This window comes from Paenibacillus marchantiophytorum (assembly GCF_014640555.1).
Lineage (GTDB): Bacteria > Bacillota > Bacilli > Paenibacillales > NBRC-103111 > Paenibacillus_E > Paenibacillus_E marchantiophytorum.
The window spans coordinates 1-19,170 of record NZ_BMHE01000067.1; the positions used below are offsets into that span (position 1 = coordinate 1).

Annotated in this window: 15 protein-coding genes; 7 read left to right on the forward strand and 8 right to left on the reverse strand. The window is 47.4% G+C overall.

Features of this window, described 5'->3' with window-relative positions:
• Positions 1-212: 212 nt before the first annotated feature.
• Positions 213-1,052 (reverse strand): sugar phosphate isomerase/epimerase family protein, encoded by an 840-nt coding sequence (locus IEY34_RS33075; protein ID WP_189020085.1) that lies wholly within the window; start codon positions 1,050-1,052, stop codon positions 213-215.
• A gap of 16 nt (positions 1,053-1,068) precedes the next feature.
• Positions 1,069-2,145, reverse strand: coding sequence for a Gfo/Idh/MocA family protein (locus IEY34_RS33080; protein WP_189020087.1), 1,077 nt, complete (start codon positions 2,143-2,145; stop codon positions 1,069-1,071).
• Positions 2,146-2,268: 123 nt separating this feature from the next.
• Between IEY34_RS33080 and IEY34_RS33085 the strand changes: the two genes are divergently transcribed.
• The 6 genes from IEY34_RS33085 (at position 2,269) to IEY34_RS33110 (ending at position 7,514) form a co-directional block, all read left to right on the forward strand.
• A complete protein-coding gene (locus IEY34_RS33085; RefSeq protein ID WP_189020089.1) occupies positions 2,269-3,165 on the forward strand; it encodes an AraC family transcriptional regulator in 897 nt (298 codons plus the stop codon).
• 134 nt (positions 3,166-3,299) lie between these two features.
• Positions 3,300-4,031: an RNA polymerase sigma factor gene (locus tag IEY34_RS33090; RefSeq protein WP_189020091.1), complete on the forward strand. Its 732-nt coding sequence runs from the start codon at positions 3,300-3,302 to the stop codon at positions 4,029-4,031.
• A 22-nt stretch (positions 4,032-4,053) separates the two neighbouring features.
• A complete protein-coding gene (locus IEY34_RS33095) occupies positions 4,054-5,064 on the forward strand; it encodes a hypothetical protein (protein ID WP_189020093.1) in 1,011 nt (336 codons plus the stop codon).
• A gap of 50 nt (positions 5,065-5,114) precedes the next feature.
• Entirely contained in the window at positions 5,115-5,261 is a 147-nt protein-coding gene (locus IEY34_RS33100; protein ID WP_189020095.1) for a hypothetical protein, read from the forward strand.
• A 155-nt stretch (positions 5,262-5,416) separates the two neighbouring features.
• Entirely contained in the window at positions 5,417-6,973 is a 1,557-nt protein-coding gene (locus tag IEY34_RS33105; protein WP_189020097.1) for an ABC-F family ATP-binding cassette domain-containing protein, read from the forward strand.
• A gap of 202 nt (positions 6,974-7,175) precedes the next feature.
• On the forward strand, positions 7,176-7,514 hold the full coding sequence (locus IEY34_RS33110) for a DUF5658 family protein (protein WP_189020098.1): 339 nt from the start codon (positions 7,176-7,178) through the stop codon (positions 7,512-7,514).
• Between the two features lie 13 nt (positions 7,515-7,527).
• On the opposite strand, the gene IEY34_RS33115 is transcribed toward IEY34_RS33110, so the two are convergent.
• Both IEY34_RS33115 and IEY34_RS33120 read right to left on the reverse strand, forming a co-directional pair.
• Complete coding sequence (locus tag IEY34_RS33115) at positions 7,528-8,748, reverse strand: hypothetical protein (RefSeq protein WP_189020100.1); 1,221 nt, start codon at positions 8,746-8,748, stop codon at positions 7,528-7,530.
• Positions 8,749-8,767: 19 nt separating this feature from the next.
• Positions 8,768-10,360, reverse strand: coding sequence for a DUF5050 domain-containing protein (locus IEY34_RS33120; RefSeq protein ID WP_189020102.1), 1,593 nt, complete (start codon positions 10,358-10,360; stop codon positions 8,768-8,770).
• Positions 10,361-10,512: 152 nt separating this feature from the next.
• On the opposite strand from IEY34_RS33120, the gene IEY34_RS33125 reads away from it, so the two are divergent.
• On the forward strand, positions 10,513-11,013 hold the full coding sequence (locus IEY34_RS33125) for a CBO0543 family protein (RefSeq protein WP_189020104.1): 501 nt from the start codon (positions 10,513-10,515) through the stop codon (positions 11,011-11,013).
• Positions 11,014-11,084: 71 nt separating this feature from the next.
• Here IEY34_RS33125 and IEY34_RS33130 read toward each other — a convergent pair whose 3' ends face one another.
• The 4 genes from IEY34_RS33130 to IEY34_RS33145 form a co-directional block, all read right to left on the reverse strand.
• Positions 11,085-11,525 (reverse strand): hypothetical protein, encoded by a 441-nt coding sequence (locus IEY34_RS33130; protein WP_189020106.1) that lies wholly within the window; start codon positions 11,523-11,525, stop codon positions 11,085-11,087.
• Between the two features lie 142 nt (positions 11,526-11,667).
• Positions 11,668-11,826 (reverse strand): hypothetical protein, encoded by a 159-nt coding sequence (locus tag IEY34_RS33135; protein ID WP_194455276.1) that lies wholly within the window; start codon positions 11,824-11,826, stop codon positions 11,668-11,670.
• Positions 11,827-12,420: 594 nt separating this feature from the next.
• Positions 12,421-18,576 (reverse strand): cadherin-like beta sandwich domain-containing protein, encoded by a 6,156-nt coding sequence (locus IEY34_RS33140; protein ID WP_189020109.1) that lies wholly within the window; start codon positions 18,574-18,576, stop codon positions 12,421-12,423.
• A 51-nt stretch (positions 18,577-18,627) separates the two neighbouring features.
• Complete coding sequence (locus IEY34_RS33145; RefSeq protein ID WP_189020111.1) at positions 18,628-19,161, reverse strand: phage tail protein; 534 nt, start codon at positions 19,159-19,161, stop codon at positions 18,628-18,630.
• Positions 19,162-19,170: the final 9 nt, after the last annotated feature.

Genomic DNA, 19,170 nt, shown 5'->3' on the forward strand with positions numbered 1-19,170 from the left:
TTCAACCTTACGGCGATGGGTTCCATTCAGGCGTGCTCCTTAACGCTGAATTTCATTCTTATCTGCTCCGCAAGCCGCTGGCGGGGCAGTTCGGCTGGCCGTAAGGTGGTCTTTCAGCTTCCGTTTCCGCTTCCGCACAAAAAAGCAGGCCAGCCATAGGCTAACCTGCTTCATTACAGGCATTCGGCCCAAACCGAATGCCACTTTGACACCTACGAAATGCTCGCGGCTGCGTACACTTTATCAAAACCTGCTTTGGAGCGCTGCACCAAGTTCTCGGGGGAATCCGCCGGCGGAGCCGCCGTCAAAATTTCCTGAGCAACCGCGCCCTTGTAGCCAATGCGCTGCAAGCCTTGCAGGAAGCCGCTTAAATCAATAACGCCTTCACCCGGATAGATGCGTCCATTGTCGCGCACTTCCGCAAGCGGCACATCCGGTGCATCGTTGATGTGCACATGGACGATTTGATCCACGCGAAGCTTTTCGATATCTGCTACTGTTAACCCGTTCGTATACCAGTGGTATGCATCGAACAGCAGACCCACGTTGCTCTCGCCGATCGCATCAATCCAATCCAGCGTTTCTTCCAGGGTCCAGATGAACGGATTTGCCCACTGCGTACGCAGGTGATGTGGTCCTACGAACTCCAGACCAAAACGAATACCATAAGCGCCTAGAATTTGGGCGCATGTACGCAATCTACGCGTAGCCAGCGCCATAAAATGCGCAGCTTTATAATCGGTTGACGGCAGCACATAGGTGCAGCAGCTCGTGCAGCCTAATGCAGCAGCAGCCTCGGCTGCTTGTGCTAGCTTTGGCAGGCCTGCGAGGAACTCTTCTTCCGTTTTGCGCCATTCAACCGGCAGCCCGATTGAGCCAATGACGAGGCCATGTTTGGCAAGCAGCTCGCGCGCGCCATCCATACTGTGGCTCTCGACTAAACCAAGCGCGTCGATGTCGACAGCTTGGAAGCCGTATTTTGCCGCTAACTCGATGAACTGTTCCGTGCTTTCCAGCTTGCCTAGTCCTGCTCCCGTTAATCCTCTAAGCATGGTTATTCCTCCTTAGTTAAATGTCCCAGTTTAATTTCACTTCATTCCCCGTACGCGAGGATTCGTAGATGGCATCCAAAATCAAATTATTCGTGAATCCCGACAAAGCGGATGTGATTGGCTGCTTGCCTTCCTTAATGCAATCCAGGAAATGTAGGCTGAGTCGCAGACGTTCGCCTTCGTCATCCTCTGGTTTTTTCAAATCTGTCTCAATAGCTCGATTGAATTTCTCGGTAAGCAACTTGCCCGCAGCCCCTTTGTAGCTTGCCCCGCCGTCTGATCCCATGAGGTGAATGAACGGAGTATTGTCTGTATCCATATGAACCGCCCAGCTAACTTCCAGCGTCAGCGTACTGCCATCTTCCATGCGGATCAAAGCGGTCGCCAAATCTTCCACGTCATAAGTGCCGTTCCAATTCGGTTTCCCCCAAGTGCCGATCCCTTTCTTACGAGGCCCGAACTCTGCATAGGTGGCCCCAAAAACGGATACCGGCTTAGGATTGCCCATCAGATACAAGGCCAAATCCAGCATATGCACACCGATATCAATCAGCGGACCGCCGCCTGATTCATCCATTTTCGTAAACCATGTTCCCCAGCCCGGAATGCCTTTGCGGCGGAACCAGCCGGTTTTGGCTGTATAAATTTTGCCTAATTCGCCCGCGTCGATTTGTTCTTTGATCAATAAAGGTACTGCTTCCCAGCGCATTTGGTGGCCGATCATGACCACGGTATCCGAAGCTTCACTCGCTTTTAAAATCTGTTTCGCCGCTTCCGCATTGATGCCCATCGGCTTCTCGATCAGCACATGCTTGCCGGCTTCGATAGCCTGCACAGCTAGTGATGCGTGATACTGGTTAGGCACGCCGATAATGACAGCGTCTACATTCGCGCTATTGATAAGCTCTTCAGGCGTTGCTGCCACATAAGCAATCCCGTGTTCTTGGGCGCGCGCTTCTGCTAACGGCAGATACGTATCTGTTATCGCTGTAATTTCACACAAATTTGCTAATTTAGAAAACTCGCGGATATGAACGCCGCCAATATTCCCTGCACCAATAATACCTAATCTAATTTTGTTAACGCTTCCCACAGTAAGACTCCTCCTCATATGCACATCCTGTTTCAACTGCTTTTATGATAAAATAAATAGACCAAGAAATCGTACCTATATTTCGGAAAACGTCCCAATTCTTCGAAGGAGACCCGCCTTATTATGACGTACTTTCCCGATTACCTGAAAACGTACCCAAATATGGATTCATCCTTCCCCTTCCATCTCAGCCGCAATACGCTGGATCGCGGGTTCAGGGCGCATCGACATGACTATCTGGAGTTTTCTTATGTCGTCGCCGGACATGGCGCTGAAATGATCAATGACGTGAAGCATGAGATGACGCCAGGGACTTTCACCTTCGTGCTGCCTTATCAAGTGCATGAAATTTTCACCGATCCAGGTCAAAAACTAATCCTATACAACTGCACATTCAGTATGGACCTGCTGATGGAGCCCGGCAACGATCAGGGCCTTTCCGGTCTTTTTCAAGTTATGAATACCTTGCCTGCCTACGTCCAGCTCAGCGGCCATGATCAGGAGCATATGAGCGCGCTCATTGAAGATATGTATCACGAATACAAAGGGGACGAGCGCTATCGGCAAACACTTCTGAAATCTAGACTCAAGGAAATTCTCGTTCGTTTCGATCGTATTCGTTGGAAACATCTCCCCCCCGGTCAGCTCGAGCTAGCGGAAAGCGCTCCGCTGGCGGGTTCGAAAGCAAGTCACACGGTTTGGCCGATTATTCATTATATCCATCGAAATTATCAAGAGGATCTGGCCTTGTCAGATCTGGCCTCACGATTCTCGATGAGCATCTCGCGCATTAGCGAAGTCATTAAACAAACGACCGGCCAGACGTTCGTCCATTTCCTGCATGACCTGCGCTTGCGGCATGCTTGCAGCCTGCTCGTGTCCACGGACATGAGTGTGACCGAAATTGCTCTTGAGGTTGGCTACGGCTCGTACAAAACTTTTTCTCGTATTTTCCGGGAAAGCAAAGGCGTCGTACCGAAGGACTACCGCAAGGTGGAGCACGGTCGGCGGGCGACATGAGATTTACGATACATCAAGACGAAGGATTGCAGACGCGAGGAGAACAGCATCCTCAGCTGCATTCCTTTTTTTTCGTGTGATGATAGATTCCCACGCTTCGGTGGCATCTATGAGATAACGGGGAGAGTGAGAGAATGACTAGGCACTTGGAACAGCTCGAGGATGGCGATAAGGAAACACAACGGGAGCTTGTCCTGCGGGCACGTGCTGGAGATAGAGAAGCATTCGGGGATCTGGTACGCCACCATCGAAGCCAAGCACTCGGCCTTGCGGCATCGATAGCGCGAGACACCTTCATCGCCGAGGATATTGTGCAGGATGCGCTTATTCGGGCATTCATGCACATCGGCACCTTGATGAATGCAGATCGCTTCGTACCTTGGCTGCAGCGAATTGTTCGCAATCAAGCTTATATGAAGCTGCGCCGTGGAGGACTTTACGGCAAAGAACAGCCTTTCTCATCTTTCAGTCACCAAGCGGAAGAGACTCTAGTACCTACAGATTGGGCGGACGTCGACAGCATCCTCTTCCGGCTGGCGGGCTCGGCAATCGACGAAGCGCGCTATCGTGATGATCCTGCGGAATCCTTCCTGAGAGCCGATATGCTTCAATGCTTACGTGATCTGCTGTCGTGCCTCGGCAAGCGTGAGCGGGCCGTCTTTGAAGCTCATTTTTTTGATGAGCTGACTCCTGTTCAAATCGCGGCCCTTTTTCAGACCAAAACAGCCAATGTGTACAACATCCTGTCACGCTCACGCTCTAAAGTGTGCAGAGAAAGAATTCGCGTCTCTCTGAATGGGTACGTGCAGCAAAGAGCCGCCCTAGGTCTGCCCAAGCGGATTATCCTTGCCTCTCCCCCAATCTGATTGTTCAATGGAGGTTACTACTATGCTAGTGGAACAACGCATCAACCGGGACTGGACGAAGACCTTGTCATCCGCTGCAAGCACTATTTATGGATCAATTAGCTATACGGATAAAAAGAGCTTCTCTCTGATTGACGTCATGGGCATTGCGGGACATGCGTTTCGCCTGAATATCGACCCGATCGAGGTCAATGTGGCTGGGCCCACTTCTTTTCCCGGTGGCTATATTTTTCGCCGTAATCTCTGTAATCTCGGCTTCACCAGCAATATGGGAGAAGCCTCTGTCCCCGTTTCGCCCGACATGTTGGAGAAAACGATCGCCTTAATTCAGCGATCTGTAGATAAAGGTTATCCTGCCATTGCCTTCGATCTCTTTACACCAGAATTCGGTCTGATTTATGGCTACGACGATGACAAACAGCTGTTCTATGCCAAAGATGTCTCGCAAGATGGCACACTTTCCTATTCCCAATTCGGTCAGCCCAAAATTCCAGTCCTCTTCCTCATTACCATTGAAGATAGCCTCGCCCACTCCAAATATGAAATTCTGCGAATGTCGCTCGATATGATTGTCGATCATGCTCGAGGACGTGAGTGGGCGCATATGTTTAAAGACCGCTACGTGCAGGGCCTCAAGGGATATGAGGCTTGGATCGAAGCTATGGAAAAGCGCAGCGCTGATGAATTCGGCAATGCTTATAACGCAGCTGTCGCTGCTGATGCGAGGGAATTTGCTGCCGAGTACCTGCGGGAAATGGCGCTAAAATGGGACGGCAGCAATGTCGTTGAACGCAACGTCCGCACCCATGCTGCCGAAGCTGCAGCCCACTATGCCGTTGTCGCAGAAGCGCTCGGCGAATTGCGCGACATGTTCCCGTTCCCCGAAGGCGGAACGCCCAAGGAGCCGGCAACAGCGGACCGGGCAATTGCCCTGCTGCTCCAAGCCAAAGAATCCGAGACGAAGGGCGTCGAAGTTCTGGAGAAGCTGCTGAACTTCATGAAGGCGTACCACTCGGATATCTGGGTGCACTAGCGGGTGAACTGACTGTCGTTGCACCACCCTCAGCGGGCATCCCCATTCTCTTGCATTCACCACTGCCGCTCCGCGGTGGTCCTATCAACACTACAGAAGAAGAAAACCAATTCTTCACCGGTATGCTCGACAGCATGCGCCAAGGCTTCGGCGGAACTTTCGATCAACTGGACGATTACTTGGCGACGATTGCCTAAATAACTGCCTAAATAATTACCTAAACGATTGCCTAAATATACACCGACTCTGTGGAGTCGGTTTTTTTCTTTCATCTGGGAGTTGTTAGGGCCATATCGTTTATACTAAAATAAAGATAAGGATAGAAAAAAGTTCACAAGAAAAGGTGTCATTCATGAGCATATTAAATGTCGAAAAATTAAGTCACGGTTTCGGAGACCGCGCCATCTTCAACGATGTGTCCTTCCGCCTCCTCAAAGGGGAGCACATCGGACTCATCGGCGCCAACGGTGAAGGGAAATCCACCTTCATGAATATCATTACGGGTAAGCTTCAACCGGACGACGGCAAAGTCGAATGGTCCAAACGTATGCGCGTCGGTTACCTCGACCAGCACGCCGTACTCAGCAAAGGCATGTCGATTCGCGACGTCCTCAAGGGTGCCTTCCAATACCTGTTCGATATGGAGCAGGAAATGAACGATATGTACGGCCGCATGGGCGAAGTATCGCCTGAAGAGCTTGAACGTATGCTTGAAGATGTAGGAACCATTCAAGATACTTTAACGAATCAAGATTTCTATATGATCGATGCCAAAATCGAAGAAACGGCCCGCGGGCTGGGACTTACCGATATTGGACTCGAGAAGGATGTCCATGATTTAAGCGGCGGGCAGCGCACCAAGGTCCTGCTGTCCAAGCTGCTGCTCGAGAAACCCGACATTCTGCTGCTCGATGAGCCGACCAACTATCTCGATGAGCAGCACATTGAATGGCTGCGTCGCTACCTGCAAGAGTATGAGAATGCCTTCATTCTTATTTCACACGATATTCCGTTTCTTAACAGCGTCATCAACTTGATTTATCATATGGAAAATCAGGAATTGAACCGCTATGTTGGCGACTACGAGCATTTCCAACAAGTTCACGAAATGAGAAAGCAGCAGCATGAGTCGGCCTACAAGCGCCAACAGCAAGAAATTTCAGAGCTCAAGGACTTCGTTGCCCGCAACAAAGCGAGCGTTGCTACGCGCAACATGGCGATGTCCAGGCAGAAGAAGCTCGATAAGATGGACGTCTTGGAGCTTGCGAAGGAGAAACCTAAGCCTCAGTTTAATTTCAAAGAAGCGCGCACGTCCAGCAAGCTGATTTTCGAAGCGACACAGCTCGTGATCGGTTACGGTGACCCGTTGTCCAGACCACTCGACCTCCACATGGAGCGCGGTCAGAAAATCGCCCTTGTCGGCGCGAACGGAATCGGGAAGACAACGTTATTGCGCAGCATTTTAGGCGAAATCCCCGCCTTGTCCGGTACGGTTCAACGTGGAGAGAACCTCTTCATTGGCTATTTTCAACAAGAGATGAAAGATACGAACTACAATACATGTATTGAAGAAGTTTGGAACGAGTTCCCGTCCTTCACACAATTCGAAGTGCGCGCGGCGCTGGCCAAATGCGGACTCACCACGAAGCATATTGAGAGTAAAATTGCCGTGCTGAGCGGCGGAGAGAAAGCCAAAGTTCGTCTATGTAAACTGATCAACCGTGAATCCAACCTGCTCGTACTCGATGAGCCGACCAACCATCTGGACGTGGATGCGAAGGAAGAGCTGAAGCGCGCGCTTCAAGCTTACAAAGGCAGTATCCTGCTGATCTCCCACGAACCGGAATTTTATCGGGATGTCGTCACAGAGACATGGAACTGCGAGTCCTGGACGACCAAAGTCTTCTAGGATTCCTATCCAAAGATCAAGAACCTTCACCTGCTTGCGAAAGCAGCGTGTTAGGTTCTTTTTTTAACTTAGCCTACAATTTCCAACTCAGGTTCGCGCAGTCCGCAGCATTCCAATCAAGCCTTGCAAACATCTTGATACATAATGTATCATAAAATACAAACACTCCCTTCTCAAAATTGAAAGCGAGGAAATGCCAGCCATGCTCATGCCTATCCTTCGCCAGCTTTTCGTCAGTAAAACGTTAGTCTGGCTGCTAGTCCTCTGTCTTTGTGACGCTATCTTCACGGACATCGGTCTCCACCTCGCCTTTATCGAAGAGTTGAATCCACTGATTCGAACCATTTACGAATGGCATGTCGTCGGTTACTATGTCGTTAAATTGATACTTCCCGTATCACTCATGTTCCTCTATCCCCATATTCAAAAAAAAGGCTGGGTCCAGCCGTGTTTATCGTTAACCGTTCTGATCTATGGCGCTGTCAATGTGTACCACTTCATTTGGTTAACTTATGGACTTCACTACCTCGCCACCAATTAGATCGCTGTGGCTGCTAAGGTCGAACCCACTTAGCTCCCTGCCACGTGTGGATATAATACCAGACTTCCCCGGCAGGTGACTTCCACTCACGCGAAGCCGTGACGGACTGCGGCGTGAAGGTGAGAATATGCTCCGTCAGCGAGCCATCGACGTATGGCGTATCCAGCGCAATGGATTTATCTGTCAGCTGAATAACAGCCTCGCTTTGCTTAACGCCCAGCTTGCTGTCTGCCGCGAAATCGCCTGTAATATGCAAGGCCATATCCTTGGCCAAGTTGATCCATTGACCTGTGTTGCCGACTACTACGAAGTACAAGCCTTCTCTTTGACCAATTGCATGTACGGTCTGCGGTGGCTGCTGCCCTGCTAGTTTTTGGCTATAGATCTGCGGAACTTCCAGATAATAAAACGGGAATGGAATCTCCACCTGCTGATCGATTCGGATAATATTCTCGTACCCGAGACCGTGGGAACTGCCAAACGTAATCCATCTAAGCCCCTTCGATGTTTCAATCTGATACCAGATACTTGGCGGTGTCATCCGTTGTATCAATGAATATTTTTGGAGCGGTTTGATAATCTGCGGCTTTAATTTAGGCTCCTCCGTGGTCGTTTTCTCAAAGGGCAGCCTGTATACCTCCGTCTCTTGTTCAATGGATATCATCCCTTCGACCGGCGTCCCCTGATATTTCTCTTCATAATGATAAGGGCGAATCCATTTGTCCCCTAACCACGAGGTTTGGATAAGATACCATTGATCCTTCGAGGAACATGGCGTGTACGGATCGCAAATGTCCATAGATGCAACAGTTTGTACTTTTTGCGGTGAAAGGCGATAGGGTGTACTTTTGTTGGGCGCATCATATATCGTCTCTTCCTCCAATAAAGTCAGCGGCTGCTCCTGAACCTTTATTCGGCCATACTTGAAGGAGCCTTCTTTCATATTAATCCACACATTGCCCAGCCAAGTCTCGACCTCAACCTTCTCCATATTCGTGATCCCCAGCAGTTGGTTGCGATCAATCGGTGCAAGATGAACAGTCTGCATAGCACTTAGCTTGCCTATAGCCTGATTCGCTTTTGTTTCCTTCCCCGTATACAACGTATACTCATCAAATAAGGTGACATACGGCATTTGGTCTGATGTTGCCATTACTTCTTCAGCCTTCATATGCTGCGGAACAGATATGAAAAGCAGTGCTGCCGACAGCAGCAATGTTGCCCACTTGGTCACGGAATCATCTCCATCGGTTTTATTTCATGATTTGTATCTTTTTGTCTTCAGCTGTAGTTAGAATAATTTCATCCTCATAGGCAAATACATCCGAAATCTGATCAGCGATGGCCGTATACAATTGGCCTGTGTGGTCCCATATTTTGAGGCCGTAGGCTTCATCTGCTGCAAGCTTGGCAATTATTTTACCATTCACGAGTTGCACGCTTTCCACAGGATCGGCCACTACAAGTTCATCCTCACCCGAGGGTTCCGCTCTGTATACATGCCGTTGCCCACTTGCATTAGCAGCGGTATAGTACACTGTTCCGTCTACTTCATCAAACCAATCAGCCACCTGATTGTCCGATAATTTCTGTTCATTCTTACCATCCATATGGGCTGCATACAGGGAGTGATCGACATCTTTTACATAAAAGAGCCTCTTATTAATGATCTTAAACTGACTGACTGCTTCTGAAACGATCTTGACCGATTCATTGGTTTTGAGATGAATTCGATGGATTTGATTGACCTCTTTGCTGTCCACCGGTAACGAAGAACTCATTACGTAAACATCATCTCCAATAACGGTTGTGGAGCGATCTCCCTTATAACTTGTGCCCGAATCATTCGCTGTGATATGCCAGCCGTAAATATGGCGGTCGTCCCCTACTTGTTGGCCATCCAGATACTTCGTGCCTGGGAGCAGCGCTCTCAAGTTGCCTCCTCCCGGCGGGACGCCTTGTTGAATATACAACGTGCCGTTAGGTAATCTTTTAAAATCAAGATAGCCCTCTTGCTCCAATGTTGCTTTGCCATCCTCATGTACTAGGCAATAGGCATCAGAGCCCATAGTCGCTCCACCTCTATGATAAGAGAACCAGAGTTCCTGATCTCGAATCTGGAATGTCAAAGACTCATTCTTCCCGTAAGAGGTACCCAGTTCATAAGCATAAACCAGCTCTTCCTTCGATGGATCTTCCACAGGCACCCGGTAAACCCGATTCGTCTCTCCCTCTGTTTTCACGAAATAATAATAGCCTTTAAACACAGCCACATCATTCTGCCCCGCAGAAGCTGGGAGATTCACCGTTTCCAACTGTGGGTTTTTCGAGGTAATGGAGAGCCCTTTCGCATCATTCCACGCATAATCCCAACCAAACTCATCATGCGCAAAGTGCCAAGTTAATGGGAAATAGATAATATCCTGAAAACTTAATAGCGGATACTCCTCTTTGGAGTTATCCACAGCTACCCCATTGATGGTCATTGCATAGTCAGGAATAGTCGCTCGGCCCACCGTAGGATTGGTGTGATTGGTCGCGTACGGCCTATACGAAGAGGTCACTTTTCCTTTGGTAACGGAAAGGCCCTTCTGCTGTGTCCAAACGGTTTCCAATCCCAGCAATCGAGCATCGTACCAAGTCATAGGGAAGTAGGTAATATCGTTGTATACCAAAAGAGGATATTCTCGGTTCTGATTCTCGACATGATGACCATTAAGCTGCACTTGAAACGTTGGCAGAGTCACCTTTACACTGTGCTCCGCAGCGAAACTTTGACCCGAGGGCCAGACCACACTCAAGCATCCCGTAAACAGTAGGCTGTAAACGAACATCGTCTTTCTCAAGGAATCATCGCACCTTCCATATTTTCTCTATATAGGTTAGACGAGGAATGAATTCCTTTTGTTTCGTTAAGTTTATTTATTCATTTATAAGTGAAAACTAATTAGGCAGAAATTCCAACTAGCTAGACAAATAAAATTCAGGGGCTTTGTCTGTGATCCTATTAACAAACGCGGCTTTTATGCTTACTGTCATCATCACTAAAGCCTATAAGAAATGGCATGTTTATTACGCAACCATGTTATTTGTATCTTTTTGCAATTTGATCTACAACTTTCTATGTCATGATTATTTGATTTGGGCTTTTCGTCCTGACCTTTTACTTAATCATCGCATGACTGATCTCGTCAACACGTTCGTTCTACTTCCTGCAACTACGCTTCTGTATCTCCGCTTCTATCCTGAGCAAACAGTCAAAAAATACGTTTATTATGTAAGTTGGATTTCTGGTTTTTCGATTATCGAGTATATTTGGTATGTAAGTGGGCGGATTACCTATCAGCATGGATGGACGATTGTTTGGTCGATTGGATTTTATTTTGCCATGTTTTTGACGATACGGCTCCATCAGACTAAACGAATTACAGCTCTTGTCGTTTCCTTCGCTTGTGCGTTATTCCTGATTCTTTTTTTCAAAGTCTCCATTTCCCAATAGGCCTTATCCAGCAGAAAAGCAAACAGCAGCCGCAGACTTCGATTATGAAGTCCACGACTGCTGTTTTGATTTTACTCGAGTGATAGCACCCACTTTTTCAATAAAACCCCCGCGCCTACGCCAACGAAGCAAGATAGCATGGATAGCCACACAGGACCTAAAAAATAAGGAGAATACATCATCCCTACCGTTGCAAAAAAAGCCGCGCCTACATAAGGAAGAAAAGCCAATGGTTTCTGTTCCTCGTCCGCATCGCGATAAGCATCCCAAATGCCAAACATATAGACGCATGGATAGAACATCAACCACTGATAATCAGTTACCGCGATAGCGCCAGCAATATCCCCTTGAAAGCTCATTTGTATCGATGCGTTTAAATGTGCTTGGACATTAATGATGACTTCCAGTGTAATTAATACGACGCCTTTCAAGTACTTTTTATTTAAAAATTGCCCAAACCCGGGTAGCGCAATGCTCCATAAAAGCTTCTCGATTTTCTGTCCCTTAATCACATATACCCCCGCCTAATTATAAGTAATGTTTAGTTTTTCCATTCATGTCAGATTCTTATGTATATCAAAATATGTATTTTATTATCTCCAACAAAAAAAACTGCCCTTAAGGTCAATTGACCTTAAAGACAGCCCCTTCCGTCTAATCATCCGCTCTTAGATACGTGATCAAACTGACAAAAGCCACAACTAAGCATGGCAAATAATAATAATGAGCAGAGTCCTTGGATAACCCCCACCATATGTGATCGCCACCCGAGATTTGCGCGGTTACACCAATGAAATAGATGGCTAATAGCATACAACATCCTGTTACGAAAACACTGAATTTCCGCAAGCTCTTTCCCCCATTCTTCCAAATAGGCAGCATTTTAGGCACTTGTTATCTATTAGACTCACTAAGGCGCCAAAACGTTGGAAAGAGTTTCCTACTTACGTTTACTGAATCGGCGAGAGGCTGAAATTACTCGTATTCCAATCCATCGTGACCGCGTATCCACCCATCTGTTGAATACCCGCCTGAAAAGATAGATTCGTTCACGTCGACGTTTTCTGGAACAGCATGAGCATGCCCTTTCTTTCAAATACGTGGTGGAAGGCACGTGGATTCTGCTTGATTTCTATCCCCTTTTGGATAATGGAAAGCAGGGTCTCTTTATTCAGTTCTTGTAAAGTTAGCAGATGAGGAAGCAACAGATTCACCACTATCGTATTATTATGCATTATAATGAATATTAATACATAATAAGGTGCTACTAAAATAATGTCAATCTGCCGCGGCCCTAAGTACAGACGCTTTTACACTCCCGAAATGGGAACTACTTCAAGCCTGTTCTCAATAAAAAAAGAAACCTGCTATGGCAATAAGCCATTCACAGGTTTCTTTCCTTTCACTTTACGGGAGGACAATTGAACTGCTCGTACCATCTACATATTGCGTTTGGCTAAATGATTCAGAAGCGGACTGTACATCTGACCAGAACCAATCCTTTTGGGAGACATCTTTCCAAACATCTTTGCCTAGTTTAGGGGTCGGACGCTTCAAAAGGTTATTGATGACTTTCACGGCTTCAGCACGTGTTAAACGTTGATCCGGTCGGAAGCTTCCATCCTCATAACCGGACATGAGTCCAGATGCCTTGGCCGCTTGGATGTAGCCGGCTGCCCAGTGGTTTTTGGTATCTACAAATGCCTGAACATCGTTATTTACTGCTAGTTTGTTAATTTTTACGATAATTGCAGCAAGCTCACCTCTAGTTATTGGAGCATCCGGTTTAAATGAACCGTCTGGATATCCGCTTAACCACTCGGCTTTCTGAGCCTGATGGATAGCACCTGCTGCCCAATGCTGGTCAGCAACATCCTTAAAGTTCTGTAACGCAACCAAGGATTGAGGCTTAGCGATCGCTTTTACAAAAATACTTGATACTTCAGCACGGGTGATAGATTGATTAGGTTTAAATGTCCCATCCGGGTACCCCTCAATCCAGTTTGTATAGGAAATCGTATCGATCGGCTTTTTCTGAATCTCGATCATACTAAAGGTACTGAACTTAGTAATAATAATTTCCATACTTACCGGATTTCTTTGCGTATCATAGTTAATCTTGCCTTTTACCAATTCCTTCTCGCCATCACTATGTTCAATATAAATGCCGAGTGAGGCTAGGAATTCATTTCTTTTCTTTGGATCTGTCGGAATTTGAATCCCTTTGAAAGAGAAGTTCAACGTTACTTCATTATTCGTGATATTCGATTCAATCGTTAACGGCAACCCAACGACCGCTACTTGCCCACTACCAGCAGCCTTGGTTACGAGGACCGCCGTCATGACCCGCTTCTCGATTTGCTGTTTGGCTGCGTCTGATGAAATCGGAATAAAGCGAATCAGCAATTCTTCTTTGGATTCTAAGGCTTTAGCAACTGTATGAAGCGGAATCGTCATTTGAACGGCTTCCATTTCGATACTTATAGCGGTGCCGCCTTTATTTAAAGCCTGTAATGCCTCCTGTGTAAAACCAATATTAAACTCGTCACTGCCTTCCGGAATTTGCGGGATCTTCAGCTTGAGCACGTTGCCTTTGCTGCCTGATGATCCTGCTAATTGAACAATCTCCGGTGTTATGGCAACTGTATCGATTACTCGACCATCGGCTGCATGCTTACGCTCCAAGCGGATTGGAAGCTCAGTGCCATTATCTCCGATACGGAAGAAGACTTGAGTCGGATCGGATGGCCCACCACCTCCTGATCCTGAACTACTTGGCTGCCCCTCACGAGTTATAACAGCTGTATAGGTTTGTACATCGCCAATCCGAGGCGTAACAACGATTGATACCGTGTTGCGGCCCTCGATTAATTGAATCGGCGCATTAACGTTATTGATTAGAACATTGTTATGATATACAGCTATAGAAGCTAATGGGTCATACACAGAGGCTGACACAGTTGTTGATTGAACGGTATTAGGAACAGTTCCGCTGTACCCCAATGTTTTAGGAGCAAACACTGGCGTTAACGTCACCCCGCTCAAACTAAATCCATTCAACTCTGCACTAGTGTTGCGTGTGATTGCGATGCTGTATACCTGCTCGCTCAAATTTTGTGCAATGACTTTAACGACTACCGCATTAAGGCCATCTTGTAGTGTAATCACTTTACTTGCCCCAACTACATTGTTAATTAGGATCTGCGATGTTGGCGCGTACACGCTGCCTGAAACAGTCACACTGTATACTTCGTTAGTGACAGTGACGGCATAATGTAGCTTGCCAGAATCAAAGTCTGCTAAAGGCTTTCCATCTACGCTCAAACCGCTCAGACTCGCATCATCGTTCGCCGCTCGATCTATCGTTATGATGTAAGAAGTAACCGAGGTACCATCCTCAGCTGTGACGGTTACCTTGACAGTATTGCTGTTACCTACGTCTAGGTTGCTGCCACCAACTATAAGAACATTTGCTGTTGGATCTGTTTTCGTAGCCGTTACTACAACGAATTTCTTAGCATTTGGAACATGAACCGTATACGTGAGTGTTCCTGAGGCAAAGCCAGCAATAGGCTTACCATCCACGCTCAAGCTACTCAAACTTGAATTACTGCTTCCTGCCCTCACTACACTCACAATATATTCTTTCTTGGTTATTCCATCCTGGGCTGTCACGGTCACCGTGACTTTATTGCTATTACCTACCACCATGTTACTACCACCGACCACCTGCACCTGTGCTGCTGGATCTAGTTTCGTAGCAGTTACTGCAACGGATGTCTGCGCATTTGGAACATTGACTGTATACGCCAACGTATTAGGGTCAAAGTTGGCTACAGACGTTCCATCTACTTTCAGATCACTCAGACTTGCATCATTGCTAGCTGCTCGCACTACAGTCATGGTATAGACTTTCTCGGTTGTGCCGTCCTCAGCCGTCACCGTTACCGTAACGGTATTGTCACCTACGAGCAGGTTACTTCCGCCAACCACAACAGGGTTACCTGCCGCCGAATCCTCCTTCGTTCCCACCACCACAACCGAGGTTGTTGTATTTGGAACAGTCACCTTATAAGTGAGTTTACTTGGAGAGAATCCTGCTACACTTACGCCATCAATTTTCAAATCATTTAAATTAGCATTCGTGGACTTGTCCGCTCGCACCACTGTAACTGTGTAATCCTGTTTCGTTACGCCGTCCTCAGCCGTCACTGTTACCGTAACCGTATTATGACCTACGATCAAATTACTTCCGCCTGCCACTGCTACACTCGCATTAGCATAAGCTTTTGTCCCTGTTATGTTAATCGAAGTCTTCGCATAGAGCACATTGTATGTGTACGTAAAAGTATCCGATGCAAAGCCTGTTAGCGGTGTTCCATCTACACTCAAACCAATCAAAGCGGCATCATTGCTTGCTGCGCGCACGATGGTCAAGGTATAAACCTTTTTAGTTGTGCCATCCTCCGCTGTCACGGTTATAGTGACGGTATTGTTACCTACGAGCAGGTTGCTGCCTCCTATTACAACAGGTGTCAGTGCTGTTGGATCTGTTGTAGTAGTGACTACGACAACGGAAGTCTGCGAATTCGGAACATTGAGTGTATACGCCAAATCTAGAGGATCAAAGTTGGCTACAGACGTTCCATCTACTTTCAGATCACTCAAGCTTGCATCACTGCTAGCTGCTCTCACTACAGTCACGGTATAGATTTTCTTCGTTGTGCCATCCTCGGCCGTCACGGTCACCGTAACGGTGTTGTTACCTACAAGTAGGTTACTTCCGCCAACCACAACAGGATCGCTTGCTGTCGTCTCCTTCTTTGTCCCCGTTACCACAACCGATTGCGTCGCATTCGGAACATTGACTGTATACGTCAACGTATTGGGGTCAAAGTTGGCTACAGACGTTCCATCTACTTCCAGAGCACTTAGACTTGCATCACTATTGGCTGCTCGTACGATGATCACGGTGTAGACTTTCTTGGTAGTGCCATCCTCCGCTGTCACCGTTACTGTGACGGTATTGTCACCTACGAGTAGGTTACTTCCCCCAACCACGACAGGGTTGCCTGCCGTTGAATCTTCCTTCGTTCCCATAACCACAACAGAAGTTTTGGTATTAGGAACATTTACCGTATAGTTTAGTCTACTCGAAGAGAATCCTACTACACTTACGCCATCAACTTTCAAATCAGTTAAATTAGCATTCGTAGACTTGTCAGCTCGTACCACTGTTACAGTATAAATCTTCTTCGTTGTGCCATCCTCAGCTGTCACCGTAACTGTCACCGTATTATTGCCAACAGCTAAAATACTGCCTCCTGCCACTACTGCATTAGCTGTAGCATCCTCTTTGATTCCTGTGATTGCAATCGCAGATTTGGCATAAAGCACATTGAGCGTGTATGCGGGAGTTCCCGATGCGAAATCTGCTAAAGGCGCTCCATCTACATTCAAACCAATCAAGTTCGCATTACTGCTTGGTGCACGAACTACGGTTACCGTATACACTTTGGTTATGCCATTTTCCGCTGTCACGGTTATCGTGACCGTATTATTACCTACAGCAAGATTGCTGCCGCCGACCACAACAGGTGTACCTGCCATTGCATCCGTCTTGGTTCCCAAAACAGTAACGGCTGTTTTTTCATTAGGTACTTTCACTGTATAAGCCACAGTGCCAGGTACAAAGTCTGTAACCGTTGTTCCGTCCACCGTTAAATCTTTCAACGTAGCATCGCTTGATTGCGGAGCGCGATTCACTGTGATCGTATATGACTTTGTATCGCTGTTTTCCGCTGTTACAGTAACCGTAATAACATTTGAACTCCCTACGCTTAAAGGGATCGAGCCACTGGCTTGACCACTCGTTACCAGGGTATTATTTACTTTCACCGTTGCATGAGACTCATTCACAACCGGTGTTACTTTCAATGAATTTACTGCATACAGAACGTCGACGGTGTACGCAATCGTTTCAGGTGCAAAGGTTTCTTTTAATGCAGCATTAGAAAGGATGAGTCCTGTCAGCGTCGCATCCTTACTAAGCACTGTCGTATTGTGCGTGCCAGTGTTATTGGAGACATCAAGCTCATCCCCACCAGAAACACTAACCGAGCTCGTTACCGAACGAGGCGTGTTTGCAGCAACATCTACAGTCACGTCGATGACTGGATAATTATTCTTCCCATTTAATACGTCTGAACGAAAACAGGTTAACGTCGCAGGTGTGCATGTCCATCCGCTTCCTGCCAAAACTGAAGCGGTTAATCCTGTCGGTAAAGTAACGACTGCCGTTACTGTTCCATTCGTTTTCACGTTACCGTTATTCGTGACCGTTACTGTATAATGCGCCCCTATCTTCCCTTGAGAGAAGGTTCCGTTCGGAGCCATCGTAACGATCATATCCGTCCCTTCCGAGTTTACAGCTATATTTCCGCCACTATTATTGCCCGTAAAGTTTGTGCGGGTTAACACAGGGGCTTTATTGGCGTTAATGAACATGCCGCCCCCTCGGACAGCTGAGTTACCTGTCCCTTCTACATCCGTAAGTGATACCGTTCCCGCAAAGAAATCAAGAACCAATCCACCTCCGTCGCTCCCCGCGGTATTCCCCGTGAACGCTGTGTTTGTAATAACAGCTGGACTACCCAAGTAAAGTCCGCCTGCACGGCCTTCTGTTCCGCCATTTTTGCTAAACGCCTTATTGCTGCTGAATGTACTGGAAGCAATCGTGACATTTCGCAAAGCATTGCTTGCTGACACGATTGCTACGCCACCACCAAGTCCATAAGACATATTATTTTGGACCGTGAGATTCGACATTTCAAGGGCCATATCCCCCTCTAGATACATGCCCCCACCTCGTGAACTATAGTTCGCTGAGTTGGCTGCTCCAGCTGTATTATCAGTGATCGTAACATTCGTCAATTTAACCTTGCCCGCTGAAGTGCCTGATATGTACATACCGCCTCCGAATCCATCTTCGGCAGTCGTATTATTAGCGATAATAGAATCCGTAATGGTAAGGGTCTTGCTGCCGACATCGCCACCAATTCCCCCGCCTCCATAGTTGCTAAGAGGTGTAGAGTTGCCATACCGAATCGTTAATCCCTGTATCGTAACATTATATCCCGTGTTATCTAGATCCGGATTAATTTCCAACACCCTGTGTGTGGAGGCAGCCGCGTTTAAACCAGCTTGTATAATGGTTGACGCTGAGTTGCTTCCTTGCAGAGTGACATCACCTCTTATTTCCAACTGCGCGGAAGCCGTCGTATAGGTGCCAGTTGGAATAGTAATCACATCTGCGCCTGGAAGTGCATTTGCTTGCATGATGGCCGCACGAAGTGAACATTCACTATTGCTATCTGCGCACACCCCATCACCCGTATTGGAATCTACTGTATCTGCAGTAGTGTTTACCGTAAAAGTCGCAGCACTCGCAACACTCACTGCTCCGATACCTGCCGCTACAAGCAGCAGCAATCCCAGCAAGGCTGCTCTTGCATAAAACCGATTCCCCCTAAATATACTTCTCACATCCCGCCAATGAACCACTGTTCAGGCTCCTCTCCGTCTTACCTTCTTTCTTACTATCAGATCATATATCTACGAACGAGGCGGGTATACACCCTGCAAAGCGATACAAAAATTAAGCGTTAGATACGGCTGCATATTATTGTGCGGCTGACCGCCTCCGGAAGGCAGAATCGCTTCCGCGCCCATTGCAGCAGTATTGACAGCTCCTGTATAAGCCAAGGCTCCACGCCGTCCGCCTGTATCCTTCCAAATTTGCCCCGTCGGTGCTTCCTGTGAGCCTGGGGTAGCTCCGTATTGCAATGAATGACTATGAATGGGAAGTTCAGCATTCAACAAGGTGACTGTATCTGAACCTCCGGTTTGGCCAAGATCATACAAGGACAGCCCCGCGCCTTGACCAGGGTGCATCGGAACCCGGCCTTGTAGATCCGGGAGTGCGAATGTACTTTTCCCATCGCCTCCGTAATAAGTTCCCAATAACGAAAAGAGCGCAGTATTTTGCGATATAGGCAGAAGTTGCCCATTGCAAAAAGCCCACCCCTTAGGCGCAAAGTTAAATGGAAATAGACAAATTTCCCCAACAAATGGATCTGAACCTGGCATATGATCTCT